The 24,617-nt window shown below is 37.3% G+C and carries 24 protein-coding genes; 19 read left to right on the top strand and 5 right to left on the bottom strand.

Annotated elements, in window-relative coordinates; translation table 11 throughout:
- Positions 1 to 98 precede the first annotated feature (98 nt).
- Positions 99 to 1,265: an aminotransferase class I/II-fold pyridoxal phosphate-dependent enzyme gene (locus tag LS41612_RS12020; protein WP_024361687.1), complete on the bottom strand. Its 1,167-nt coding sequence runs from the start codon at positions 1,263 to 1,265 to the stop codon at positions 99 to 101.
- Between the two features lie 245 nt (positions 1,266 to 1,510).
- Here LS41612_RS12020 and LS41612_RS12025 point away from each other — a divergent pair, with 245 nt between their 5' ends.
- Positions 1,511 to 2,323, top strand: coding sequence for a hypothetical protein (locus LS41612_RS12025; RefSeq protein WP_024361688.1), 813 nt, complete (start codon positions 1,511 to 1,513; stop codon positions 2,321 to 2,323).
- 45 nt (positions 2,324 to 2,368) lie between these two features.
- On the opposite strand, the gene LS41612_RS12030 is transcribed toward LS41612_RS12025, so the two are convergent.
- A complete protein-coding gene (locus LS41612_RS12030; RefSeq protein ID WP_024361689.1) occupies positions 2,369 to 3,163 on the bottom strand; it encodes an enoyl-CoA hydratase/isomerase family protein in 795 nt (264 codons plus the stop codon).
- 354 nt (positions 3,164 to 3,517) lie between these two features.
- Between LS41612_RS12030 and LS41612_RS12035 the strand changes: the two genes are divergently transcribed.
- Positions 3,518 to 4,396, top strand: a complete 879-nt coding sequence (locus tag LS41612_RS12035) for a tyrosine-type recombinase/integrase (RefSeq protein ID WP_227665441.1) — start codon at positions 3,518 to 3,520, stop codon at positions 4,394 to 4,396.
- A 44-nt stretch (positions 4,397 to 4,440) separates the two neighbouring features.
- Here the strand turns inward: LS41612_RS12035 and LS41612_RS12040 are convergent, their stop codons facing one another.
- From LS41612_RS12040 to LS41612_RS12050, 3 genes are all read right to left on the bottom strand, one after another.
- A complete protein-coding gene (locus LS41612_RS12040) occupies positions 4,441 to 5,295 on the bottom strand; it encodes a transglutaminase family protein (protein WP_024361691.1) in 855 nt (284 codons plus the stop codon).
- A 61-nt stretch (positions 5,296 to 5,356) separates the two neighbouring features.
- Positions 5,357 to 6,319, bottom strand: a complete 963-nt coding sequence (locus tag LS41612_RS12045) for an alpha-E domain-containing protein (RefSeq protein WP_080653292.1) — start codon at positions 6,317 to 6,319, stop codon at positions 5,357 to 5,359.
- On the bottom strand, positions 6,273 to 7,763 hold the full coding sequence (locus LS41612_RS12050) for a circularly permuted type 2 ATP-grasp protein (protein WP_024361693.1): 1,491 nt from the start codon (positions 7,761 to 7,763) through the stop codon (positions 6,273 to 6,275). Before LS41612_RS12050 ends, LS41612_RS12045 begins: the two co-directional genes overlap by 47 nt.
- A gap of 76 nt (positions 7,764 to 7,839) precedes the next feature.
- On the opposite strand from LS41612_RS12050, the gene LS41612_RS12055 reads away from it, so the two are divergent.
- The 17 genes from LS41612_RS12055 (at position 7,840) to LS41612_RS12135 (ending at position 24,582) form a co-directional block, all read left to right on the top strand.
- Positions 7,840 to 8,253 carry a hypothetical protein gene (locus LS41612_RS12055; RefSeq protein WP_024361694.1) on the top strand — a complete coding sequence of 138 codons (414 nt, stop codon included), beginning with the start codon at positions 7,840 to 7,842 and terminating at the stop codon, positions 8,251 to 8,253.
- 332 nt (positions 8,254 to 8,585) lie between these two features.
- The gene (locus tag LS41612_RS12060; protein ID WP_024361695.1) at positions 8,586 to 9,542 is read left to right on the top strand and encodes a tyrosine recombinase XerC; all 957 of its coding nucleotides are present in this window, start codon (positions 8,586 to 8,588) and stop codon (positions 9,540 to 9,542) included.
- Positions 9,543 to 9,617: 75 nt separating this feature from the next.
- On the top strand, positions 9,618 to 10,121 hold the full coding sequence (locus LS41612_RS12065) for a DinB family protein (RefSeq protein WP_024361696.1): 504 nt from the start codon (positions 9,618 to 9,620) through the stop codon (positions 10,119 to 10,121).
- A gap of 318 nt (positions 10,122 to 10,439) precedes the next feature.
- Positions 10,440 to 10,589 carry a hypothetical protein gene (locus tag LS41612_RS12070; RefSeq protein ID WP_024361697.1) on the top strand — a complete coding sequence of 50 codons (150 nt, stop codon included), beginning with the start codon at positions 10,440 to 10,442 and terminating at the stop codon, positions 10,587 to 10,589.
- A 200-nt stretch (positions 10,590 to 10,789) separates the two neighbouring features.
- A complete protein-coding gene (locus tag LS41612_RS12075; RefSeq protein WP_024361698.1) occupies positions 10,790 to 10,945 on the top strand; it encodes a hypothetical protein in 156 nt (51 codons plus the stop codon).
- Positions 10,942 to 11,112, top strand: a complete 171-nt coding sequence (locus LS41612_RS12080; protein WP_024361699.1) for a hypothetical protein — start codon at positions 10,942 to 10,944, stop codon at positions 11,110 to 11,112. Before LS41612_RS12075 ends, LS41612_RS12080 begins: the two co-directional genes overlap by 4 nt.
- A 359-nt stretch (positions 11,113 to 11,471) precedes the next feature.
- Positions 11,472 to 13,193 (top strand): sensor domain-containing protein, encoded by a 1,722-nt coding sequence (locus tag LS41612_RS12085; protein WP_024361700.1) that lies wholly within the window; start codon positions 11,472 to 11,474, stop codon positions 13,191 to 13,193.
- 307 nt (positions 13,194 to 13,500) lie between these two features.
- On the top strand, positions 13,501 to 14,013 hold the full coding sequence (locus LS41612_RS12090) for a GNAT family N-acetyltransferase (RefSeq protein WP_231786238.1): 513 nt from the start codon (positions 13,501 to 13,503) through the stop codon (positions 14,011 to 14,013).
- 95 nt (positions 14,014 to 14,108) lie between these two features.
- The gene (locus LS41612_RS12095) at positions 14,109 to 14,786 is read left to right on the top strand and encodes a DUF6946 family protein (protein ID WP_024361702.1); all 678 of its coding nucleotides are present in this window, start codon (positions 14,109 to 14,111) and stop codon (positions 14,784 to 14,786) included.
- Positions 14,787 to 15,055: 269 nt separating this feature from the next.
- On the top strand, positions 15,056 to 17,098 hold the full coding sequence (locus LS41612_RS12100) for a helix-turn-helix domain-containing protein (RefSeq protein ID WP_024361703.1): 2,043 nt from the start codon (positions 15,056 to 15,058) through the stop codon (positions 17,096 to 17,098).
- A 368-nt stretch (positions 17,099 to 17,466) separates the two neighbouring features.
- Positions 17,467 to 19,635, top strand: a complete 2,169-nt coding sequence (locus tag LS41612_RS12105) for an acetate--CoA ligase family protein (RefSeq protein ID WP_024361704.1) — start codon at positions 17,467 to 17,469, stop codon at positions 19,633 to 19,635.
- Positions 19,636 to 19,639: 4 nt separating this feature from the next.
- Positions 19,640 to 20,095, top strand: a complete 456-nt coding sequence (locus LS41612_RS12110; RefSeq protein ID WP_024361705.1) for a MaoC family dehydratase N-terminal domain-containing protein — start codon at positions 19,640 to 19,642, stop codon at positions 20,093 to 20,095.
- Between the two features lie 67 nt (positions 20,096 to 20,162).
- Complete coding sequence (locus tag LS41612_RS12115) at positions 20,163 to 20,585, top strand: MaoC/PaaZ C-terminal domain-containing protein (protein WP_024361706.1); 423 nt, start codon at positions 20,163 to 20,165, stop codon at positions 20,583 to 20,585.
- A 20-nt stretch (positions 20,586 to 20,605) separates the two neighbouring features.
- On the top strand, positions 20,606 to 21,769 hold the full coding sequence (locus LS41612_RS12120; RefSeq protein WP_024361707.1) for a thiolase C-terminal domain-containing protein: 1,164 nt from the start codon (positions 20,606 to 20,608) through the stop codon (positions 21,767 to 21,769).
- A gap of 11 nt (positions 21,770 to 21,780) precedes the next feature.
- Positions 21,781 to 22,194, top strand: coding sequence for a Zn-ribbon domain-containing OB-fold protein (locus tag LS41612_RS12125; RefSeq protein WP_024361708.1), 414 nt, complete (start codon positions 21,781 to 21,783; stop codon positions 22,192 to 22,194).
- A gap of 35 nt (positions 22,195 to 22,229) precedes the next feature.
- Positions 22,230 to 23,426: an acyl-CoA dehydrogenase family protein gene (locus LS41612_RS12130; RefSeq protein ID WP_024361709.1), complete on the top strand. Its 1,197-nt coding sequence runs from the start codon at positions 22,230 to 22,232 to the stop codon at positions 23,424 to 23,426.
- Positions 23,427 to 23,445: 19 nt separating this feature from the next.
- Positions 23,446 to 24,582: an acyl-CoA dehydrogenase family protein gene (locus tag LS41612_RS12135; protein ID WP_024361710.1), complete on the top strand. Its 1,137-nt coding sequence runs from the start codon at positions 23,446 to 23,448 to the stop codon at positions 24,580 to 24,582.
- Positions 24,583 to 24,617: the final 35 nt, after the last annotated feature.

Below are 24,617 nucleotides of genomic sequence, written 5' to 3' on the forward strand. Positions count from 1 at the left end.
CAAAAAACAGCTACTGCGAGCATTCAGTAGCTGTTTTTTTAATGATATAAACAAAGCATGTAATAAGGATGCCTCCTGTTCACATGCTTCGTTAAATGTTAGGAGATGGAAACGTTTTTTAGACGATCTACTGCTTCTTGTAAAACCTCTTTTGGCTGAACAAGTGCCAGTCGTAGGTAGCCTTGTCCTGCTGTGCCAAACACTGTTCCCGGTACTGTTACAACACCAATTTGTTCAATTAGCTTAAATGCTAAATCTGTACAGTCAATATCGTACGGATATTTTGCCCATACGAACATACCACCATCTGAAGGGGCTGCATCCCAACCAAGCTCGCGTAAGCCATTCATTAACGTTTTGTGACGTACTGAGAATGTTGCACGTAAGTTCTCTGTAATTTCTTCCGCGTGGTCTAAAGCAACTACCGCTGCATCTTGAATTGGTTCAAAAATACCGAAGTCTAAATTCGATTTAAGTTGTTTTAAGACAGCAATCATGTCAGCATTACCAGCAATATAGGCAATTCGTGTACCAGCTAGGCTGAAGCTTTTTGATAAAGAATTAATCTCCATCCCTACTTCTTTTGCACCTGGTGCCGCTAAAAAGCTTATCGGACCGTCACCAGTAAAGTAAAACTCTGAATACGCCGCATCATGAAGCACAATCACGTTATATTTTTTAGCAAAAGCAATGACCTTTTCGAAATAGGCAAGAGAAGGCATAGCTGGTACAGGATTACCTGGTAGATTTAAGATAAGTAGCTTTGCCTTTTGTGCAACTTCTTCTGGCACTGCATCTAAATCAGGCAAATAATCGTTTTCTGCTGTTTGCGGCATATAGTAGGGTGTAGCACCCGCTAGATGAATGCCTGCATCGTAAGCGACGTAAGCTGGATTTGTTGAGAGAACGATGTCTCCTGGATCACAAAAGGCGATTGGTAAATGAACTAAGCCTTCTTGAGAGCCGATTGTTTGAATGATTTCAGTTGTAGGGTCTAAATCGACATTGCTACGACGTTTATAATAACGGCTAACTGCATCATAAAAACGTTGTGTGCCAGTTAATGTGTAGCCATATGATTCTGCCAAGCCCGCTCTGTATGATAAATGCTCACGGATTTTTGCATGTGGTGGAAGGTCAGGGCTCCCTAAACTTAAATCGATTAAAGACATACCTTTTGCTTGTTGTTGTTTAGCAAAGTGCTTTAAATCTCCGAAAATTGCTGGGGTAAATAGAGACATTTTTTTTGATGGTACGATTTTCAAACTAGTACACTCCTTATAGTTGTATAACAGAATAGTAGTACACATTTTATCATACTAAAGCACAGAAAGGGGAAGTTATTCTGAAAAAAGAATATATTCTTGTAATGGAGAAGATGCTTGCATAGACTAGCGGAAAAAATTAAGCTTAAATGAATGTATTTGCACAAAATAATTACGGGTAACGATGTTAAATGATAGTAGCGATACATTTCTGCTATTATTAAGCAAGGAGGGTGGTTTTTTAGATGAAGGTATGTTCTTTAAGTGGACCAAGTGGAACAGGAAAAAGTACAAGCGCGCTCGTTTTTGCACATAAAATAGGAGTGGAAGCCATTATCGATGACGGTTTACTCATTGTCAATGGCGTGAAAGTAGCAGGGATTTCTGCGAAGTTTGAAAAAAATACGATAACTGCTGTTCGACGTGCTATTTTTTCAGAAGAAGCGCATCGTGAAGAAGTCGTCAAAGCTCTTGATACATATCATGTTCAATCTATATTACTGATTGGTACGTCTGATAAAATGACCAATAATATTGCCAAGCGCTTGGAACTAGGGCAGATTGAAACGTATTATTATGTTGAGAATATTCGTTCTCAAAAGGAAATCCAAAAGGCGCGATTTATTCGCCAAACGCAAGGAAAACATGTTATGCCAATACCGTACCGACAAGTAGAGCAAAATTTCTTTAAACGACTGGTGCAAAAAGGGAAGGAAATTTTCACACCCAAACGTGAAAAAATCGGTGAAACAACCATTGTGCGTCCTGACTTCCAACAGGAATATATTGAAATAGAGAAGCAAGTCTATGTGCAATTACTAACCTATATTTGTAAACAGCAAGATATTGTGCAAAAAGTAGAACAAATACAGTTTAGCCTTGGAGAGCAGGCAAAGGTCATCATTTCTTTGCAATTAAAGATGCCGATAGATTATTCATTACCTCGCCGCTTATATCAGTTACAAGAAGACGTACAACATTCTTTTTACCAGCATTTTGGCTACGAACTAGATGCTATCAATGTTCAAGTGCACTCTGTTGTACAAAAACGAAAATAAAAAACAGGTACTCTAGTCGCAATAGGGCGAGTGAGTACCTGTTTTCTATTTTGATGCGCGTGTAAATTGAGGTTGACGCTTTTCAACAAAGGCACGACAGCCTTCTGTAAAATCACTGCCTACAAATGGTGTAGAACCTTGCCATAATGTTGGTACACTATCGACACATTCTTGTACAGATTGCTTTACAGCAAGTAAAGATTCTGGAGACATACCGGCTACCAGCTTGCCCATTCGAATCATAAATTTATTTAAATCTTTCTCAGTTACTAAATAGTTCAGCATACCCAGTTTAAAGGCTTCATCGGCTTTAAACATACGACCTGTAAATACCAAATCTTTCGTTGTAGATGGGCCAACAAGTTGAACAAGACGCTGGGCAAATTTATTGTTTAATGTGATGCCCAATTTGCCTACAGGAATGCCTAATTTTGCTTTTTCAGAGCCGATGCGAATATCACATGCTAAAGCAAGTTCTAACCCTGCTCCCATTGCAGGACCGTTAATAACACCAATTGTTGGAATCGCCAAACGTTCAATCGTTGATATTGTTTTTTCCATATGTAGAAAAGCTTCTTCTGCCTTTTCTAAAGAAATAGCGTTGAATTCTTTAATATCAGAGCCTGCTGTAAAATTCTCACCAGATCCTCGTAAAATGAGCACTTTATTTTTAGGATTATCTAACACTTTTAGTGCAATTTTAGCTAATTCATCCCACATATTTGCGGTAAGCGCATTTTTCGCCTGTGGTCGATGGATCGTAATAATTGCGAGTCCAGCCGTTTCTTGATAAATAATTTTCGCATCCTCAGCCTCAAGACGAGTTGTTCTTACTTGCATAATTGAAAAGCCCCCTACATTTAAATTGATACTTATATTATATAACACAAAGAGCAATAAACACTAAATAATACGAATTTTCATGTTTTTTCAACCTGTTACACAAGATTAATGGCATTTTATAGAGATTGTACTACAACAGATTATTGCTATTGTAATAAAGCAAAAGATATGAGAAACTACTATAGGAACATTTGTTTCTTTATTTCTTAAGGAGCATCGTCTACAGAAAGATAAGTCTAATTGATAATTACAGATTATCCGACACTACTATTTTTAAAAATAAATAATAACTTACGCACCATAAATAGTATAAAATAAAACTATCACACGCACAGTAAACAAGGAGGGCGCATGATGGTTCCATTAAAGGAAGCATGGCAAAGTTATTTATTACTATTAAATTCTTTAAAGAAAAGTACTGCTACAAAGAAACAATACAACCTTGATGGACAGCAGTTTTTAGCTTTTGCAAGTGAGCAAAATGTACAAATGCTGGATAAACAATTGAAAGAATTATTATTTATATATAGTAATTATCTAAAAGAAAATTATGAAAATGTTAATACTTTTAATCGGAAAATAGCGTCACTCCGTAGTTTTGTAGACTTTGTATTTTTGCGAGAATGGGTTGAACCGTTTGATTATGAAAGCATTTTACAGCCAAAAAAGAGGGGCAAGGATTCCTTAAAAGTGCTGACAAAAGAGCAATTGTTAAACATTTTAGAAGTATGGCCGACCTATTTTCAATATGCAAAAACACCTGAGCATGCGTGGCTTGCAAGACGGAATGGTTGTATTGTACAAATGTTTATCGAAACTGGTTGCAAGCCTGCTGAACTTGTCCGTATGAAATGGGGGCATCTTGAAATTCCATCATCACATATTTCGATTTCAAACCAGAATGGCAGAAGGGAGATGAGACTTTCACCTATTTTGATGGAAATGTTACAGCATTATAAAAATGCGACGGAGGATATACATCAAGGGAATGTAGGGGAGTGGCTTTGGGTCAGTGAAACAAGTCTTACTAAATCGATCACGACAAAAACAATTGAACGGATTTTTCAAACACTATCAAAAGATATTGGCACAAATGTACGAGCGACAGATGTTCGTTACACGGTGCTACAAAGGGCGTTACAAAGTGAGGAAACGGTTGAAAACATACAACAAAAAATGGGATATGTTCGAAAATGGGTATTAACAGAACGAGGAGAACGTTTTAAGTAAGTGTGCAGCAATTGTCTCTCAAGCACAAATTGCTGCACTTCTAATTAAAAATGCGTTAACGCTTTTACTTGAACTTTTACCGTTAAATCATGTTTACCACCTGTATAGACGCCTTCGACAGGGCTAATATCGGTATAGTCACGTCCGATACATAAAATAATGTGATTTTCTAGTACTTCCACATTATTAGTTGGGTCTAACCCAATCCAACCAATACCAGGAATCATCACTTCAACCCAGGCATGTGTTGCTATATCTCCGATTAAACCTGAATTTTCATCGACATATAAATAACCGCTTACATAGCGAGCAGGTATTCCTTTAGCGCGTAGTATAGCGAGCATAACGTGGGTGAAATCTTGACAAACTCCTCGTTTTAAGTCAAAGGCTTGGCTTGCAGTTGTCGTAACATTTGTTGCTGTTGGATCATACTCAAATGTTGAATATAAATATTGCATTAAATTAAGCGAAAACAGCACTGGATTTTCTGCGTGACCAATCGCATGAAACACTTCTTCTATCTGAGCATCTGTCATATACGTAAAGTTTGTTGATTTTAAATAGGGCAAATAATGTTCATAAAAGAGTTGGGAATGAAAAATCGTCTGCATTTCGGGTGAATATTGAATGCGATGAATAAATGGTGCACGCTGTATACTAACGATGGATGTTGTTTCTATTTCTAGTACTTGATGTTGCTCCGGGATATAAAATGTACCGACTGTATTCCCCCAAATATCTGCATGCTCACGCGTTAGTGAAGATGGTGAAATCGCGATACGGTAAGACAGCAAGCGTTGACGCTCATCACCCCGAGGTTTCAAGCGGATAGTATTCAAGCTTTGATCGACTTCAGATTCATATTGAAAAATATTTGTATGTTGAATTTCAAATTTCATCGTGTCCGCTTCCTTTTGATTACTGACTTGCGTGTTGAAAGGGAGCTGTAAGTGGTTCCTTTCAAGCTTGTAGGCTGGGTTCATATAAATGATAAATTGCTGAAAATGTATGACCAAAATCAATACATTGACACAATCTTTCCTCCATTGAAAATATAGCTTCCTCTAAGGAAGATGTTGATAAATTGAGCTCGCTAATGGCCGTTAACAAAGCTCGTAACGGTGTATTAAGTGCTACAAATCGAGCAGTGAGATGGTCTTTTTCAATATGCATAAATGCTTCCTCTAATTTTTTTAAACAGACCTTCACGGAGCGTGGAAAATGCGCATCCTGTAATAAATATTGCATAACACATAGTAAATTTGTTTGATGGTGCTTACGTTTATAAGATTCTGTTGCTTTTGATAAATCAAGCAAAAATATCCCATCGGCTTCTTCTATATTGCTAGTCATTGGTTGTTGCTCTAGCATTATTAATATCATACGGATCGTCTTTTCTGCACGTTCAATCCATTTGCCGACTTGCATAAAATAAAAAGGTAAATCTCGTTCCATTGAGTCTTCAACTAGTCCTGTAACCGTTAAAGATGTCTTACGTACATTGTGTAAAAAATAATTTAGGGATATTAACGGAAATGGCCGTTTCTGCACCGTTACTTCTTGTTGCATATATAAATAAAAGGCATTGTGTAATTCCCAAAGCTCAATAGGGATACTATCCCGTGTTATTCGTGCATTTTCTCGAACGGCGCGCAAAGTTGCATGCAAAGCGTTGCTATTGTTCTCAGAGAACAACAAGTACTCAATAAGAGGATTCACTCGAATGACTTCATAGCATGCTAGAAATTCTTCTTTCGAAGCACAAATATCTAAAATAGCTTCCCAATGGTCGAGATAATCATGTTCCTTACCAGATTGCTCCAGCATATTCAACAGCTGTACTTGTAATATATGTGCATTCGTTTCTGTGCGTTCACTATATCTTGCCATCCAATATAGTGCGTCTGCTACTCGACTTAGCATGCGGCAATTCCTCCTTTAATATCCACGTATCTTTTGCTCCGCCTCCTTGTGAGGAATTTACGACTAACGATCCTTCTTTTAGCGCAACACGAGATAACCCACCTGGAAGGACAAATATCTCATCACCTGTAATGACATATACACGCAAATCGACATGACAAGGATAGAATTTACCATTCTGATAGGCAGGTGCACGTGATAACTGAATGGTCGGTTGTGCTATATATTGATTTGGTTGGTTTACTATTTTTTGTCGGAAGCTAGCTATTTCTTCAGCACTGGCATGTGGACCAATCAGCATATCGTAGCCACCTGAGGCACTTACATTTTTTATAACCAGCTCGTGTAAATGTTTTAGTACCCATGCCCGCTGATTTTCATCATCAAGATGGTAGGTTGTGACATTTTCTAATATAGGATCTTCATTTAAATAAAAACGAATCATATCTGGGACATAGGCATACATCGCTTTATCATCTGCGACACCGTTGCCCACTGAATTTAGTATTGCAATATTTCCTGCCTTATAAGCCTCGATTAAATAGGGCACGCCAAGTAAAGAATCTTCTCGAAAAGCAGTAGGATCTAAAAAGTCATCATCAATGCGGCGATAGATAATATCGATTTGCTCTAATCCGTAAATGGTTTTTTTATAAACTTTTAAATTTTGCACAATTAAATCGCGTCCTTCTACAAGCTGAATATTTAGTTGTTGCGCTAAAAAGACATGGTCGTAATAGGCTGAATTATACATACCGGCTGTTAAAAGGACTGCTTTCGGTTCAACATGAGCCTTTAAATTTCGTGGTCGATGTGAAAGTAGCGCTTTTTTCATATGGGTCATTTGTTTTTCAAGGGATTGAATCGTATGTTTGGAAAAAAATTCAGGATACACTTCCTTCATAACATAACGATTTTGGAATACGTATGAAATGCCAGAAGGATTACGTAAATTATCTTCCAATACGCGGTAAACACCGTTTTGATCACGAATTACATCAATGCCAGCTAAAAAAATATGATTATTTATTGGCACTTGAACACCCAACATTTCTCGACAATAATATGGATTTTGTTCGATAAGATTTTTGGGAATAATTCCGGCCGTTACAATTAACTGTTCATGATAAATATCATGTAAAAAACAATTTAACGCTTTGACACGTTGTTTCATACCGGTCTCAATCATCTTCCATTGTGCATGTGGGATAATAATCGGTACAAAATCAAAAGGCATTGTCCGTTCTGTCCCCCCTTGGGCACCATATACAGTAAATGTAATACCTTGTCTAAGGAAGCTCGATTGTGCTTGCTGGTATTTTTCTTCTAGCTGTTCTTGAGAAAAAGCACTTAGTTTACGATGGAAGGAGCGATAATGCGGTTTCGGCTGGTCACCATCTATCATTTCATCAAAAAAAGAACCCGAATCATATAATTTCATCATGTGAACCGCCTCCGAATTTAAGGAATAGTCAAAACATGTTACACTAAAAAGAATACATAAAAGGAGCTAGTAAAAAATGATAAACATTAACTTATTGCAAGCTTACGAGTTAGACAAGCTATCGAAACTAGGTATATCTGACGAGGAAATCTTACAGACATTGCGAACTGGGGAAGTATCGTCATGGCGTACAAAGGAACCCAATTATGAATTTCAAGAAACACTGGCTCTTTATCAAGAAGGGGAGCAACAATTTTTAGACGCGCTGCATGGTAATTATCGAATAAAATATGTAACATTACCTGGCATTCAGCGTTTACTACATCTTCGCTTTCAATTAGAAGAAACGAAGGACTTTCAATTGGCAGAAACAGGTATTCAGAATTTGGTGTGCGACGAAGCCATAATCTCGAAGCTTCTTAGCATGTTATCGACGAACTGGAAAATTACACAACAAATGGATGGCACATATAGCATTTTCGCTAATTAACTACAAATAACCAAAAAATTCCACGCGCATTGTGAGACGAATCGACTCGTATCATTACCCATGGAATCATTTTTCGATTCGTCTCAGCGTATAGTAGTATACTAGAGTTTAATATTCATTTTGAGACGCGTTTATGCATAAATAAATAGACCTTGCAAAAAAATTTCAAAAAAAGATGATTTTTCATACGTAGAAAATCATCTTTTTTAATTACTAAAAATAAGAACATATGTTCAAGAAAGGGGAAAAGGGCATTTTTTTATCAATAATGTTCCCAAATTTATATTTGGGAACGTTTTTTATGGTAAAATAGAGAAAGTAGAGGTGATTTTATGCAAAAGAATCCACAACCTAAAATAATGAAAGACTTCTTAGTGTACTTAACAACAATCAAAGGAAAGTCCCAACGCACTCGAAAAGAATATGAATACGATCTCACTTTATTCTTTCGTTTTCATTTAGCTATGCAAAATGATATAGATATCGCGCAATTAAACGAAGTCGATATTGCTACTATTACAATAGAAGAAATCCGTGACATCACTTTGGAAGATCTCTATTTATTTATGGAGTATTGTGAAGTACAACGTAAAAATTCTGCTTCCGCAAGAGCCCGCAAAGTCGCTACCTTAAAATCATTTTTCAAATACATTAAAGGAAAACGACGCCTTATAGAAGAAAATCCAGCGGAGGAGTTGGAAACACCAAAGATTGGACGCAGAAAACCGATATACATGAATATGGATGAGGCGACCCAGTTTATTGAGGGTATTCAACTGCATCGCGCATCACCACGGAATTATTGCATGATGATGTTTTTCTTAAATCTTGGTATTCGCGTATCTGAACTGTGCCAACTGAATACTTCATCCTTACAAGGTCGTTATTTGACCGTAATTGGAAAAGGAAATAAAGAGCGTACGGTTTACTTAAATGATAGTTGCATGCAAGCGCTAAATAATTATGAACAGAGTGGGAAAACACCATACAAAGGGGAAGGTGAAGAGCCTCTTTTTGTTTCGCAAAAAGGAACACGTTTTACACGACAAACCGTCGCTAAAATTGTTAAGCAAATCAATAAACAATCGGGTCTACAAAAGGACAGACTTACACCACATAAATTGCGTCATACATCGGCGACAATGATGTATAAAGCTGGGGCAGATATTCGTAGCTTACAGCATATACTAGGACACTCCAGTGTCGCTACAACCCAAATCTATACCCATATTGAAGATGAGCAATTGCAACATGTTTTGGAGAATAATCCTTTTAATATTGTTGATTAATAACTAGCGTAAAAGCATACGAACAAGTAAGATGCATATATACAGAGTAGGGTCAAAACTGAAGGGGGAAAATATATGATTTCATCATATCTTGAACAATTAAGTACTACGAGAGAACAACTATTAAAGGAAATAGAAGTATTAAACGATGCACAATTTAATCAAAAACCTGATGCAAACAGTTGGAGCATTGCTCAAATATGTCATCATTTAGTGCTAGTAGAAACTTCAACAATGAAGGCCATTTCATGGGGGTTAGCCTCTCAAGAAAATACCAAACCTGAACCGATCAATGTTAAACTAATGAAAGATAGAACAAAGAAGCTCGCAGCACCAAAAATTGTGGAGCCGGCAGAGGAAGCATTTGCTGTCCAGCAAATGGTGACATTATTATATGAAACAAGAGCGAAACTAACGACATTTTTGCTTCAACTAGAAGAGCCATCCTTACTTGCTAAAAAAGCTGTGAATCACCCAGCCTTCGGACCATTGCCACTCAATCAATGGATTGAGCAAGTGTATTTGCATGAACAACGACACATTGAACAAATACATGAAATGAAAGGAATTGTCATTTAACTTGGACTAGGAGTTACGATGAAGAAAAGAAAACTAAAGCAGATTATGAAAAACAATTTGAAAGAACTAAGAAATTGTGCGTTTATAGAAATTATTTGGAATATCATTCTATGGATTCCGAGACAAATTTTTCGTTTACTAAAAAATATACTATAAAATTGTATCGAAACCCGAGTTCTGACGTTGATTACGCAGAAGTCGGGTTTTTTATTTTACAATTCGTTATGAATATTTACTTGACGAACAACATAATCTGTTATATATTAAATAAAAATAAAAACAACTGTTATAAAACAGTTTGTGCAGGAGGAATTGTATATGTCAAAGTATCGAGATGGTTATGAGTTTTATTGTGAAATGTGTGAACGTTATGGGCTAGAGCCAATTTCATTCCGTTATTACATTATCCAATTATCACAGCAACAACTTTCAGCTTATAATATGCAAGCAAAACAACTTGGAATTTAAAATAATCGCTACAAAGGATGTGGTTATAACGGACGCCAAAGTGAATAGTTTATGAAAAGCCCAGCCATACTAAATACATGGACTGGGCTTTGATTAATATGAAAGAAATTTCAGAAATATTATTGACTTGAGTTGATATCTGTTATATATTATTTATACAAATAAAAAACTGTTATAGTACAAAGAGAAGAGGAAAATGGATGGCACATTATAGAGAAGGTTATGAGTTATATTGTAAAAAATGCGAGCAGTTTAATTTAGAGCCTATTAATTTTTATTATTATATGAATAAGTTATCTCAGGAGCAATTAGCGTGCTACAATGAAGCAGCACACGAAAGGAAGTTATTGGCATGACGGACTATCGACAAGGCTATGAATTTTACAGACAGATTTGTGATCAACATGGATTAGAACCAATAAACTTTCACTACTATATATTAAACTTATCACAAGAACAACTAGATGCTTACAATGAACAAGCAAAAATTGTGGGAGGCCAAATTGAATATGAAGTGTCTTAACATGTAAAAATGCCTTGCTGCCAGCTGTGACAGTAAGGCATTTTTAATTTTTTATAAGAATCTATTTTATTGTTTTAAAGGTAAATAGTATAACGATAGTTTTAATAGTAGGACAAATGTAATTATTGAGATTGGTAAATTGTCGAATGAAGTGCGTTTAAAGTCATTCTTTTTTGTCTAATTTATTGAAATCTATAAAATTAGATAATTGTAGATTTTATATTTGGGTTGAATTAACTGCTTTTCTAAGACTATAATATAATTACATAAAAAAGGGCCAGCTACCACAACTTTATACCTCACTATTATGTAAAGAAAAAGTACTAAACCCTCTTATTTTAATGAACGGAGAATGAAAAATGATGAATATCACGCCTGGTAGTATTAATCAAGTTAACTACAGCCTGAAAGAATTACAAGATATTTTTTCAGCAATGAATAGTTCGATCATTGTTGCTATTACAGATCGGACCGGAAAAATAACATTTGTTAATGATCATTTTTGTAAAATCTCGAAATATAAGCGTGAAGAATTAATTGGACAAGATCACCGTTTACTAAACTCAGGTTTCCATCCTAAATCTTTTTTTAGAGAAATGTGGAAATCAATTGGTAAAGGAGATATGTGGAATGGTGAGGTGTGCAATCGCGCCAAAGATGGTAGCTTATACTGGGTGAAAACAACAATCATTCCTTTCCTCGATGATAATAACAAACCTTATCAATATATTGCCATTCGAGTAGATATTACTGCACAAAAGGATATTAAGAAAATTACCCATATTGCTTATCATGATGAATTAACAGGGTTACCAAACCGTCGTAAGTTAGAACAACGTTTAGAAAATGAATTCCATCAATCTCGACGTACAGGTGAGAAGTTTGCGTTATTTTTCATTGATGTGAATCGTTTTAAAAACATAAATGATGGACTTGGCCACATCATCGGTGATATGTTCCTTGTGGAAATGGCAAATCGTATTCGTAATGTAGACTACACATCTAACTCTTTCTATCGCCACAATAGTGATGAATTCGTTATGATATTAAATGATGTTTCACGAATTGAAGAAATGGCAAAAGAAATAATTGGGGTTTTCGATGATAGCTTCATCGTAGACGCTTACGAATTTTATGCAAGTATAAGCATTGGTATTAGTGTTTTTCCGGATCATGCCAATACAATAGAAGATTTATTAAAAAATGCTGATATAGCGATGTATGCTGCAAAATCAACTCGAGGCAATCAATATCGACTTTATAGACATAATATGGATGAGGCAAATGATAAGTGGTTACTACTTGAAACCAAACTACACCAAGCATTAAAAAAAGATATACTAGAACTACATTACCAGCCAAAAATTGATTTAAAAACAGATCGAGTTGTTGGGATGGAAGCTTTACTGCGTTGGTACGATCCTGAATTAGGACAAATGCCACCAGATCGTTTTATTCCGTTTGCTGAAGAATGTGGACTTATCAATGATATTGGTGTTTGGGTATTACATAAAGCTTGTGCACAAGTATGTGCATGGAACAAAACATTTCATTCAAATTTAAGCGTTGCTGTCAATATATCACCCATTCATATTAGCACACCTGGTTTTGTTGAAATGGTACGTGATGTCATTGCAGCTACAAAAATCGATCCGCATTTATTAGAAATCGAAATTACAGAGATGAGTATGCTAGACTATACGGAAGATTTAATTAATACTATTGAACAGTTAAGAGCATTAGGGATTACTATTGCGTTAGACGATTTCGGAACAGGCTATTCATCCTTAAATTATTTAAAAAAATTCCCAGTAGATGTGTTAAAAATCGATCGCGCGTTTGTTCGTGATATTTTACCAGAGAAAACAGGGATTGCAATGATTTCCGCAATGATTTCCTTGGCTCATGCTTTAAATCTCCAAGTAGTAGCAGAAGGTGTCGAAGAAGAGGCTGAATTAAATGTACTGCGAGAGCATGGCTGTGATTTCGTACAAGGCTATTACTTTAGCAAACCACTATCAGTGAAAGATTTTACCACAACCATCTTAAATCAATCGCCAACAAGTAAATCTAACTCCTAAATGGGGCTAGATTTATTTTCTTAAATATAGTTTACATAATAATATTATTTTATGAATTGTGGCTACAAGAAATTCATGGTATAATTTGGTTCTAACAAGTTGCATTCAGGAAAATTGCTTAAACACTTAATCAATTCGCCTTTGCTCTTGCTAAAAGAACGATAGGCGTGCAAACAGCAAGCTGTTATCAGCGAAGATTGCTTGCATTAAATCTAAACAATAATGAAATGGGAGTAGCTGCCAATAATATATACCTATTTTTAAATTTTTGTCTAATAAAGATGTCAAAAATGATAATAGGAGAATCATGATGATTGAATTAAAAACAGCAAGATTAAGAATACTACCGCTAAGTGCAGATAATCTAAAACTACTTATTGAGAATCCAAAGAAGTTAGACCTACAATTTTCTTTCATTGAATCAAGTAGTTCTCTAAGTATGGAACTTCAACAAGCTATGGAAATTCGACTTTCTAAGTTACTACGTGATAAGGATAATTATATTTGGTATACCAATTGGTTCATCGTCTCGCATAGTCAAAATTGTAGTGTTGGAGGGATTATGGTAAAAGGACTTCCAAACAACAATGGAGAAGTCATAATTGGGTATTACACTTTACCTGAATATCAAGGAAACGGCTATATGACAGAAGCACTTGAAACAATGAAAAATTGGTTGTTAAATCAACCCAATGTGAAGTGTGTTATTGCGGATACGGAAAAAGACAATATCGCATCCCATAGAGTACTAGAAAAGTCCGGTGCGAAACTGTATAAAGAAACAGCTGCATTATATTATTGGAAATTTACCCAAAAATAGTGACTTAAAAAAGAGCCTTCATATCAAAAAATGAAGACTCTTTTTGCTATAGCAAAATATGAAATGAATTATAAAAATAATAATGAGGTGAGCTAATGGGCAAATTTTTTGTACCGTCAAAAGGCATACTGTCGTGGAAAGAATACCTTGCAGATCCTCTAAAGCAATGGAAAAAAGGATGCTCTGCTTTTGAATTAGCTGTTAGTTGGGAAAATGCGAATAATTTGCCATACACCGTGGACAATGTATTTAAAAATAGTAACATTACTTTATTTCACAATATTGAAGTATTATTTGGGTTTCCTGAATACAAGGTAGCTTTACCTGGAGGAAATGCAAGTTCACAAACGGACCTTTATATACTCGCAAAAGCGCATAATGAACTTATCCCGATGATGATAGAAGGGAAGGTAGCAGAACCTTTTGGAAAAACTGTTGATAGCTGGTTAGGAGATAACCCAAGTGAAGGAAAAAGGAAAAGATTAGCTTATCTACTCCAATTATTTGCTTTAGAAGAAGCGTCGGTAAAAAAGATAAGGTATCAGTTATTACATCGAGCAGCATCCGCTTTAATAGAAGCAAACCGAGTAAATGCTCATAATGCCCTAATACTAGTCCATTCTTTTAGCAAGACTGCCGCATGGTTTGAAGATTTCGTAGCATTTGTTGAGCTGTTTCATATATCCCCGAAGCAAAATACGATTGTTGGTCCAATACAGTTTAATCACGTAAATTTGTATTTTAGTTGGATAACAGATGTAAAAAGTATTTAAGTGGGCGCTTTTGCGGACATATCATTAGCCGCAACCCTCCGCTCCTATCAACTCGAAAGAGCATCGGATTTTTCGAGCCATTTTGCCTACACCAGAAGACCTCTTTATTTTCAAAGAGGTCTTTTCGTTTTTAATAGATACATAGTTACTGTAACACTATCTAAAATATAAATATAGAATATTCTGTTAATAGGTGTTAAAATGACCATTATACACATATAGTACAAGTTATAAGTCATCTGGGTTCGCATTTTTTCAAGGAGGTATTCATGATAAATAAAAATGATTACGACAATGTTGCCTTTAACCAATTGGAAATGCTACGAAATGAGATTAATCGGACTACAATGAATCGAAAGTTGGTCAATAAAATTGATAACTATTATGTACTTTGTATCTACGAACAACAAAAAATAGCGAGTAATGATCAAGCGACGAAAGAGATTACGTTGACAAAAAATGTGATGTCCAACTCGTTTGTTATTTGGGATCGTACCTATAAAGAGAGTGAACAGCTATTTATGAACTTACGAATTTCTTCTAGAAATCGTGTTATCACTGAAATTGCCAAAAACATCGTTTCGTTTTTACTGCAAAAATATGAGGACCAGCTAAATGAAACGCAGAAGCGGACGTCGATGCATAATAACGGACTTCATTACGAGAGATATATTCATCGAATGGAGCAAATGATTAAGGCGAACACATTTCTAGGTGAAGATAATGCGTGGGAAGAGTTTTGCTCATGGTTTCAAGTCTACTTAACAGAGTGGGTACTGGAAGAACTAGAAAGTACGTTAGGCTCTGAAAAGGTGCATCAGTTGAGCAGTCAGGAATTAAATAACTTATTCTATCAGCAAATAACGAAAAATCTAGCATCTAATGCATCGTTTATTTCAAAATATACAAATATCGTCAATCATTATATGGCGCAATGGTTTCATACTATTATTGCATTAATGAAGCTCACGGATTTAAACGCTCAAGAAATTGCTTCCATGCTTCAAATCGCAAACTCGAGTAACGAGGATACATTACCACATAGTAAAAATTTAATTTTTTCATTAGGGGTAGAACAGCACCTCCATGTCATGAATAATGCACCGTATCAGTATGTCCGAGAAGCATTATATAAAAATAGTTTTCAATCCATCTACACTACACCTTGGCCGACTACACCATTAGTCAAAGGACATGTAGAAGGCTTAATCCAATTACGCCCGTTTCAATATAATGACGGCCCTATCGACACACATACAATGATTGAACAAGCCCAAAATCTAGCACAAAGCTTAACGGATTTAGACGTTGATATGTTTGATGCCTTATGTAGTATCTTTCTATCTAAAGCAAGGTATGTTGAAGATATTATTGAAATCCACTTTAATGATTTATTGAGGATTCGTGGTTTAAAGCCGAAATTAGGAGGCGAAGGGCGAAGAGGTGGGTATGAGCAACAACAAAAAGACAAAGTTTTGCAATCGCTTACAAAAATTCAGAGCTTATGGCTCGAATTAAATAAAGCAACGATTTATGAAAAAGGCAAGCCTGTTCAAACACAACTACAAGGACGAACATTTCTTTTTGTCGATGAAAACCGAAATGAATATAATATTGCTCATATAGACAATCAAAAAACATTTACGGTCACAGTCGATAAAATTTTTACAAAGTATCTTTATGGCTCTGGAAGACAAATTGCCTTGTTACCGATTCAAACGTTGCATTATAACCCCTATAGTCAAAAATGGGAAAAAAGATTGGCACGCTATTTAAGTTGGCGTTGGCGAACGCAAGCAAGAAAGGGCGATTTCTTACAGCCAAATAAAATCCGAACGTTGCTAGAAGCAATTGGAGAAAATATCAATGAACGTACACCTTCTCGCACGAGAGATCGCTTAGAAAAAGCGCTAGACCAATTACTCGAAGATGGCGTTCTTGCTGCATGGCATTATCATAAATGGGATGAATCCATCGCCAATCATAAGGGATGGGTTCGCTTATGGTTAGATGCTACGATTCTTGTTGAACCACCTGAACTTATAAAAGAACAATACCGGTCCATTGAAAAGACAAAAAATACAACACATTCTATAAGTTATATCCAAGATAGCGTACAACATAAAGACAAGGGGGCTACTATTGGCAATCAATTGCGAGCCATACGCAAACAATTTAATCTATCGCTTTTACAAGTTTCTGAAGAACTTGAAATTTCACCTTCATATATAAGTAATATCGAGCGAGGCATCAAAACCCCTTCTGTCAAAATTCAAAACAACATAAAGCGATGGCTTCAAAAATTTCATTAAAAGAATATTGTATTAGCATAAAGCGACCTATCTATCGTTTGAATACGGTATATAGGTCGCTTTTTTTATTCCCACCTATATCCGCTTCTAATCTTCATTTATAGTTAGCTCCTATTGCCATTTTTACCGTTATCCTACCCTTAAGTCGAGGTCATCGTGTGTAGAAGTCGTGGTTAATGTGTGCATCAAAGAAAATAAAAATATTTTAGCCCTTGTCTTGCCTACGCTATTTACTTATTTTTCTTTTTTTCACTCCCTAATAATTAAATTATTTTACAGCTTCTTTTTTTCATTGTCTTTAAAACGTGTTCGATACAATGGACAACATAATCAAGTGATTTTCTATTATTCGAAACCGAGGTGAAATAATGAAGAAAGAATTAAAGGCTTATGAAACGTTAGAACCTTTGTTTAATCCAAAGTCTGTGGCAGTACTAGGCGCCTCTACCAATCCATATAAAATTGGCTATATTCAATTGAAGGCGCTAATCGATGGTGGATTTAAAGGAGACATTTATCCAATTAATCCAAAAGCTAGCGAAATAGAAGGTCTGCCATGCTACCCTTCGATCACAGCTGTACCCGATGAAGTAGATTTAGCTATATTTTGTGTAGGGGCAGAGCAAATTCAGGATAATCTCCAAGTATGTGCCAAAAAGAAGGTGAAAGCTGCCATTATTTTCGCATCTGGTTTCGCTGAAATTGGTGAAGAAGGTGTCATGTTACAACAAGATTTAGCGACCATTGCGAAAGAACATGGCATTCGTATTATTGGCCCGAACTGTGTAGGGCTAGTGAACACAACGAATGGTATGATTGGCACATTTTCACCAGCGATTTTGGCAGTGCCATTACATGAAGAAAAAGCAGTAGGCTACGTTTCGCAAAGTGGAGCATTTGGCGTTTTAACATATATGGCCGCTGCACAAAAAGGGTTAAGCTTTAATTATTTTGCAAGTGTCGGCAACGAAATGGAAACAGAATTTTCGGATGTAGTGGAATATATGATTCATGATCCTAAAACAAAAGTGATTACAGGCTACCTAGAAGGGGCCAAAGATATTAAGAAGCTTCGACGTTTAGCAAAAGAAGCGCTGAATCGCAAAAAGCCAATCGCGTTAATGAAAACGGGCAGAAGTACAGCTGGCAGTAGAGCAGCCGCTTCACATACAGGCTCTTTAGCTGGTTCAGATTTAATTTATGATGCATTTTTTAGACAAAGTGGCATTGTCAGAGTCGATGACTATGAAGATATTATTACTTTTTCAAAATTATTTTTATCCAATCGACTACCACAAGGAAAAAATACGGTGTTAATTACTAGTTCTGGTGGACGGGGCATTAACGAAGCAGATCGCTGTGAAGGTTTAGGATTAAACATTATACCACTAAGTGAAAAGACGAAGACAGAGATTAAAAAGCACATTCCTTCTTTCGGAAGTGCCAGCAATCCAATCGACTTAACGGCAGCCGCTTCAGTAACCAATCCCGAGCTGTATATAGCGCCATTACGAGCACTCATTGCTGATCCAGAAGTGCATAATATTATTTTAACGGAATTTCCATTGTACTGGGAGGCGGATAATCCATACCTTCAGGAGTTTATTGAGCTATGTAAAAACTCGGATAAATTCGTTTTTATTACAACATTCCCATTGGACGGTATGTCTGTTCCTAAAGGGAAAGAGACACTTGAGAAAAATGGCATTCCCGTTATACCAGGTGATTTAAATCCAATTAAAGGTTTAGCGAAGCTTGTGGAATATAGCGAAAGTTATCGAAAGCATCAGCAAAAAACGCACCAACAAGAGGACACGACAATCAAACGGATAGACATTTCACATATTCGTGGAACAACACTAAGCGAAGCACAAGCTACGGACATACTCGATATCTATGGCATTCCCACAACGAAACGTACGGTGGCTACTACAGCAGAGGAAGCGGTTCAATTTGCCAATGCTATTGGATATCCTGTTGTCTTAAAAGTCGATTCAGCAGATATCCCTCATAAAACTGAGGCCGATGCTATTCGTCTTAATGTGCAATCAGCGAACGAAGTAATGAAAGCGTTTACTGAAATTTATCACAATGCGAAAACCTATAAAGCCGATGCGCAAATCAATGGTATTGCCGTACAAGAAATGCTACCAGAAGGAACAGAGGTGATTATTGGCGCGACAAAAGATCCGAATTTCGGTCCTGTCGTTATGTTTGGATTAGGCGGTATTTTTGTTGAAGTCTTTAAAGATATTTCATTTAGGGTCGCACCACTAACGAGAGCTGATGCCGTTGAAATGATAGAAGAAGTAAAAGGGAAAGCGCTTTTAAAAGGAGCACGTGGCAAAGCACAGAGTGATATCGAAGCCATTATTGATGTCTTACTCAAGGTATCGCAGCTTGTTACGGAAAATGAAGCGGTGATAGAAGAATTAGACATCAATCCTTTAATTGTTTACGAAGACGGTGTAAAGGCGGCAGACGCGATGATTGTCATCAATAAAGATGTAATAGAAAAGTCAGTAGTCGGGAGGTAAATAGATGGAACTAGATCAACGTTTAATTGGCTTAACAGGACCCCACTATGTTTTTGAAGTAGAGAAAAGGCATATTCGACAGTTTGCACAAGCAATCGGCGATCCAAATCCATTATATGTGGATGAAGCCTTTGCTAAATCAACCAGTTACGGTGGTATTATTGCCCCGCCGAGCTTTCCAGTTGCGATAGGTGCTGACAGTGGACAAGGCATTAACTTGCCATTGGATTACAGTCGCATGCTACATGGTGAACAAGAGTTTATTTATCAACGTCCAATTCGCTCTGGGGATCGTTTGCATTGTCAGATGAAGGTAACAAATGTCTATGAGAAAGAAGGCAAAAATGGAACAATGCAGTTTTTAGTAATGGATACAGAAATGAAAGATGAAAACGGGGAGCTTGTCGTAATTAGTCGCACCAATATCATTTATCGCGCATTAGCCAGTGCTAAAGCGTAACGATACTGTTGAACGAAGATTTACGCTCTTCGTTCAGCTTTCACTCGATAACTAAGGGGGAAAAATCATGCTTCAATTGAAAGAATTACAACAAGGGCAAAAGCTGGCACCACTGGTGAAGCCTGCTGTTACGAAAGTTCAGCTTGTCAAGTATGCGGGTGCATCAGGGGATTTTAATCCTTTACATACGGATGATGCATTTGCTCAAAGTATTGGAATGCCTGGCGTAATTGCACATGGAATGCTTGTCATGGGCTTTCTAGGTCAATACGTTATGGAACTTGCTGGTACATCTGCTACGCTTACGAATTTTAAAATGCGTTTTGGTGCGATGACGAGACCTGGTGATGAAATTACCTGCTTGGCTATCGTCAAAAAAATTTACCAAGAACAAGCAAAACAATTCGTTGATTTGGATTTGTATGCGGAGAAAGCACCAGGGAAAATTGTAGGGTTTGGTGAAGCGACATTACAACTGATTGAACTATAGGAAACAAGGAGGTTAGCAATATGGCTACTATTAAAGATCGCTATGCCATTGTGGGGGTAGGCGAAAGTGAACGTTCAAAAAATTCGGGTACAACACCTTTACATTTAGCATTAGATGCTGCCCGAACTGCATTAAAAGATGCAGGTTTAGAAGCGCGAGAAATTGATGGTTTTATGAGCTACTCGGAAAATGATTCTTGTACATCACATCAACTAGCAACCTATTTAGGAGTACGACCAAAATATGTAAAAGATATTATGGGCGGCGGCAGTAGTACAGAGATGTTAATTGCGGATGCCATTGGCTTAATCGAAACAGGTCAGGTCAATACCGTACTTATTTACCGTTCAATGAATGGCCGTTCTGGCGTTCGAATGGGCGGAGGTGGCTGGGATGTCAATATGCTACAAGGTGCGATGGATGGCGGAAGCTTTTTTATTCCGTATGGAGCTGGTGGACCAGGGCAATGGTTCGGTTTATTTGCAACGCGTCATATGCAACAAACTGGACTGACACATGAGCATTTAGGACATGTTTGTGTCAGTTTTTATGAGCACGCACAACGGAATCCGAAAGCCTTTTTCTATGGTAAACCACTTACGATGGAAGAGTATTTAAAGACACCACCTTTAAGCTACCCATTCTCTAAGCATGATTTTTGCCTAGAATCAGATGAAGCCAATGCGATTATCGTCACATCCGCTGAAAAAGCAAAGGATTGCAAGTCAAAGCCTGTCTATATTATGGGCATTGAAGCGAGACGCACGGTATCACATGCGCATTATTGGACGAATTTAGATGAAGTGGCATCTGACTTTGTAGCTCCTTCTCTTTATAAAAAAGCGGGGGTGACACCACAAGATATTCAGGTCGCTTCAATTTATGATTGCTTTAGTTGGGTTGTATTACGGCAGTTAGAAGCATATGGCTTTGCAGCACGTGGCGAAGTAGGTGATTTCGTTGCGAGTGGCAACCTAAAAATGGGAGGAAAGCTACCAACGAATACAGCAGGTGGCATGCTTTCAGAAGGCTATACACATGGTATGAACAATGTGCTGGAAATTGTTCGTCAAATTCGTCATGACTATCAAGGAACAGATCGACAGGTGAAAAATTGTGAAATCGGTATTTGTACGGGTTGGTCTGGCCCTGATATTGCAGGTGCAATGATTTTAAGAAATTAGGAGGGAAAGTCATGTATCAAAAACCAATTCCACTGAAAACACAAGATAATCAACCATATTGGGATGCGGCGGATCGCCATGAGTTAATGCTACAAAAATGTCAAACATGCCATGCCTATAACCACCCGCCAGGTCCGGCTTGTGCAAAATGCGGGTCCACAGAACTGAACTGGGAAAGTCAAGGTTGTCATATTACAGGAACTATTTATTCCTATGTGGTGTCCTATAGACCTTTCTTACCGGGCTTTCAAGACGAGTTGCCGACGATTATTGTGGTCGTACAGTTAGACCATTTACAAGAGGTAAAGATTATCGGCAATATGCTGGACTGTCCACCAGAGGAAATAAAAATCGGCATGCCTGTGAAAATGATATGGCAAGATATTACGGAAGATCGTGCGCTTCCTCAATGGATACAGGCTTAAGTAAATCTTAAATATTCATAGAAAGGGATGATTCGATGGATTTTTCATTTACGGAAAAGGAAGAACAATTTCGCCAAGAGTTAAGAACGTGGTTGGAAGCGAACTTACCTGATGGATGGTTGCAAGGAGACGTGCAACTTGATAAAGAATCGAAAGCATACGAGTTATTTTTACGAGATTGGCAAAAGAAACTATATGCAGGTGGTTGGGCAGCGATTGCATGGCCTAAACAATACGGTGGCCGCAATGCAACGTTGATGGAAGAAATTATTTATCAACAAGAAATGGTACGGGTGAAAGCGCCACCGTTAATTAATTATGTGGGACTCCATATGGTTGCACCGACTTTAATGCAAATCGGTTCACAAGCACAAAAAGATAAATACATTGAAAAGATTATTACGGGGGAAGAAGTTTGGTGCCAAGGTTATTCAGAGCCAAATGCAGGTTCAGATGTAGCCGCTATTCAAACGACTGCAGTAAAAGATGGGGATCGTTGGATTATTAATGGACAAAAGGTATGGACGAGTTTCGGTCATGTGGCAGATCGTTGCTTTTTAATTACAAGAACGAGCCGATTGGAGAAAAAACATAAAGGCATTACGGTGTTTTTGTTAGATATGCATCAGCCAGGAGTGGAAACGCGACCAATTGTTTCAATGGATGGTCAAAAAGATTTTAATGAAGTGTATTTAAATGATGCTGTCGCTTACGATGCCGAAATTATCGGTCAAGTAGATGAAGGCTGGAACGTTATCATTGCACTCTTGATGCATGAAAGAACGGGAATTGGTGGTCAAGTATTTACGTTAGAACAACAATTTCATGATTTAGTTACATTAGCGAAGGACGTAAGTGATGATAATGAACCACTGATCAAAAATCCATTTATTCGAAAAACAATGGTGGATCTGTATACTCGTTCTCGGGGTTCACTGTTAAATTATTATCGTAATTTAACGAAGCAATTAAAAAATGGTCATCCTGGTGCAGAAAGCTCGATGGATAAGCTGCTTGTAAGTGAATTGACGAAAGAACTGTTTACTCAAGCCATTTCGATGCAAGGTCACCATGGCATCTTATGGAAAGAACATGCATTGATTGATCGCTCCTATTGGCAGGACAATTATTTATACTCTTTTGGTCAGACGATTGGTGGGGGCACAAGTGAAATACAAAAGAATACCATTGCTGAGAGAATACTAGGTTTACCAAAGGATATGGGTCGATAAAATAGCGGGGGTGGCTGATATGGATTTTTCGTTAAATCAAGAACAAGAAATGTTTCGAAGTTATGTACGCAAATATTTAGATGATGTCGGTCAAACAAAAGTGGCACGTGAGTTTACAGAAGGCAACACTAGCTCATTTCAGAAGCTGTATGCTGGCTTAGCTGAGCTTGGCTGTTCGAGTGTCAATGTATCTGAAGCGCATGGCGGTATGGGGCTAGGTCAGTTAGATTTAGTGCCTATTCTAGAAGAGATGGGTCGCGCATTGCTACCAGGGTTATTTTTAGAAACGAACGCTTTAGTTGTACCATTATTGGAGCAATTCGGTACAGCGCAGCAAAAAGCGAAATATTTATCAGCGATCGCGAGTGGCAACCATACATTTACGGTGGCATGGTTGGAGCCTGGCGGTAACTACAAGCCTTCTAATGTGCAAGTACATGGCACATTAGAAGGAGACGTTCTTACGTTGAATGGGGTGAAAGCGTTAGTGCCTGATGTAGAGCTAGCAAATAGCTTACTTGTTGTCGTGCGAACGGCAGAAGGGCAAGACAAGCAAGGAATATCACTTGTAATCGTTGATTGTGATGCAGCGTCTATGCAAGTGCAAGGTCAAAAAAATATGGATGAAACACGTTTGCTTGCAGAAGTGACGTTTCATAATGTGCAAGTATCAAGTCAGCAAATTGTGGGCATTGTTCATCAAGGGTGGGACGCGTTGCAAGAAGCTTTATTATCGTTTAATGCAGCGCTTTGCTCTTCAATTGTTGGCAGTGTAGAAAAAATTGTAGAAACGGCAGTTGAATATGCCACGATTCGTGAGCAGTTTAATCAACCAATCGGCAGATTTCAAGCGATTAAACATCGTTTAGTCGATATGAAAATGGATTTAGAAACAGCTCGTTCATTAGCTTATTATGCAAACTGGGCGATTGAAAGTGATGCGGAAGATAAAGTTGAAGCGGTTTCAAGTGCTCGCTTATTTGCAACGGAAGCATTTATAAAAGTTGCATCTCAAAGCATTCAAATTCATGGTGGCATCGGCTTTACAGAAGAAATTGATTGTCATCTTTATGTGAAAAGAGCGCGTTTCTATGAAAATTATCTTGGCACTACACAGCAATATTATGAGCAGACAGCAGTGGCATTAGGTTGGTAGCATCTAACCGATTTTCTTGCGTCTTAACCGTTGGC

Source organism: Lysinibacillus sphaericus (assembly GCF_002982115.1).
Lineage (GTDB): Bacteria > Bacillota > Bacilli > Bacillales_A > Planococcaceae > Lysinibacillus > Lysinibacillus sphaericus.

Coding starts and splice junctions, on each gene's coding strand:
- LS41612_RS12025 (WP_024361688.1), top strand. CDS start 1,511: ATGAAGGTATGTTCTTTAAGTGGACCAAGTGGAACAGGAAAAAGTACA.
- LS41612_RS12030 (WP_024361689.1), bottom strand. CDS start 3,163: ATGCAAGTAAGAACAACTCGTCTTGAGGCTGAGGATGCGAAAATTATT.
- LS41612_RS12035 (WP_227665441.1), top strand. CDS start 3,518: ATGATGGTTCCATTAAAGGAAGCATGGCAAAGTTATTTATTACTATTA.
- LS41612_RS12040 (WP_024361691.1), bottom strand. CDS start 5,295: ATGAAATTTGAAATTCAACATACAAATATTTTTCAATATGAATCTGAA.
- LS41612_RS12045 (WP_080653292.1), bottom strand. CDS start 6,319: ATGCTAAGTCGAGTAGCAGACGCACTATATTGGATGGCAAGATATAGT.
- LS41612_RS12050 (WP_024361693.1), bottom strand. CDS start 7,763: ATGATGAAATTATATGATTCGGGTTCTTTTTTTGATGAAATGATAGAT.
- LS41612_RS12055 (WP_024361694.1), top strand. CDS start 7,840: ATGATAAACATTAACTTATTGCAAGCTTACGAGTTAGACAAGCTATCG.
- LS41612_RS12060 (WP_024361695.1), top strand. CDS start 8,586: ATGCAAAAGAATCCACAACCTAAAATAATGAAAGACTTCTTAGTGTAC.
- LS41612_RS12065 (WP_024361696.1), top strand. CDS start 9,618: ATGATTTCATCATATCTTGAACAATTAAGTACTACGAGAGAACAACTA.
- LS41612_RS12070 (WP_024361697.1), top strand. CDS start 10,440: ATGTCAAAGTATCGAGATGGTTATGAGTTTTATTGTGAAATGTGTGAA.
- LS41612_RS12075 (WP_024361698.1), top strand. CDS start 10,790: ATGGCACATTATAGAGAAGGTTATGAGTTATATTGTAAAAAATGCGAG.
- LS41612_RS12080 (WP_024361699.1), top strand. CDS start 10,942: ATGACGGACTATCGACAAGGCTATGAATTTTACAGACAGATTTGTGAT.
- LS41612_RS12085 (WP_024361700.1), top strand. CDS start 11,472: ATGATGAATATCACGCCTGGTAGTATTAATCAAGTTAACTACAGCCTG.
- LS41612_RS12090 (WP_231786238.1), top strand. CDS start 13,501: ATGATGATTGAATTAAAAACAGCAAGATTAAGAATACTACCGCTAAGT.
- LS41612_RS12095 (WP_024361702.1), top strand. CDS start 14,109: ATGGGCAAATTTTTTGTACCGTCAAAAGGCATACTGTCGTGGAAAGAA.
- LS41612_RS12100 (WP_024361703.1), top strand. CDS start 15,056: ATGATAAATAAAAATGATTACGACAATGTTGCCTTTAACCAATTGGAA.
- LS41612_RS12105 (WP_024361704.1), top strand. CDS start 17,467: ATGAAGAAAGAATTAAAGGCTTATGAAACGTTAGAACCTTTGTTTAAT.
- LS41612_RS12110 (WP_024361705.1), top strand. CDS start 19,640: ATGGAACTAGATCAACGTTTAATTGGCTTAACAGGACCCCACTATGTT.
- LS41612_RS12115 (WP_024361706.1), top strand. CDS start 20,163: ATGCTTCAATTGAAAGAATTACAACAAGGGCAAAAGCTGGCACCACTG.
- LS41612_RS12120 (WP_024361707.1), top strand. CDS start 20,606: ATGGCTACTATTAAAGATCGCTATGCCATTGTGGGGGTAGGCGAAAGT.
- LS41612_RS12125 (WP_024361708.1), top strand. CDS start 21,781: ATGTATCAAAAACCAATTCCACTGAAAACACAAGATAATCAACCATAT.
- LS41612_RS12130 (WP_024361709.1), top strand. CDS start 22,230: ATGGATTTTTCATTTACGGAAAAGGAAGAACAATTTCGCCAAGAGTTA.
- LS41612_RS12135 (WP_024361710.1), top strand. CDS start 23,446: ATGGATTTTTCGTTAAATCAAGAACAAGAAATGTTTCGAAGTTATGTA.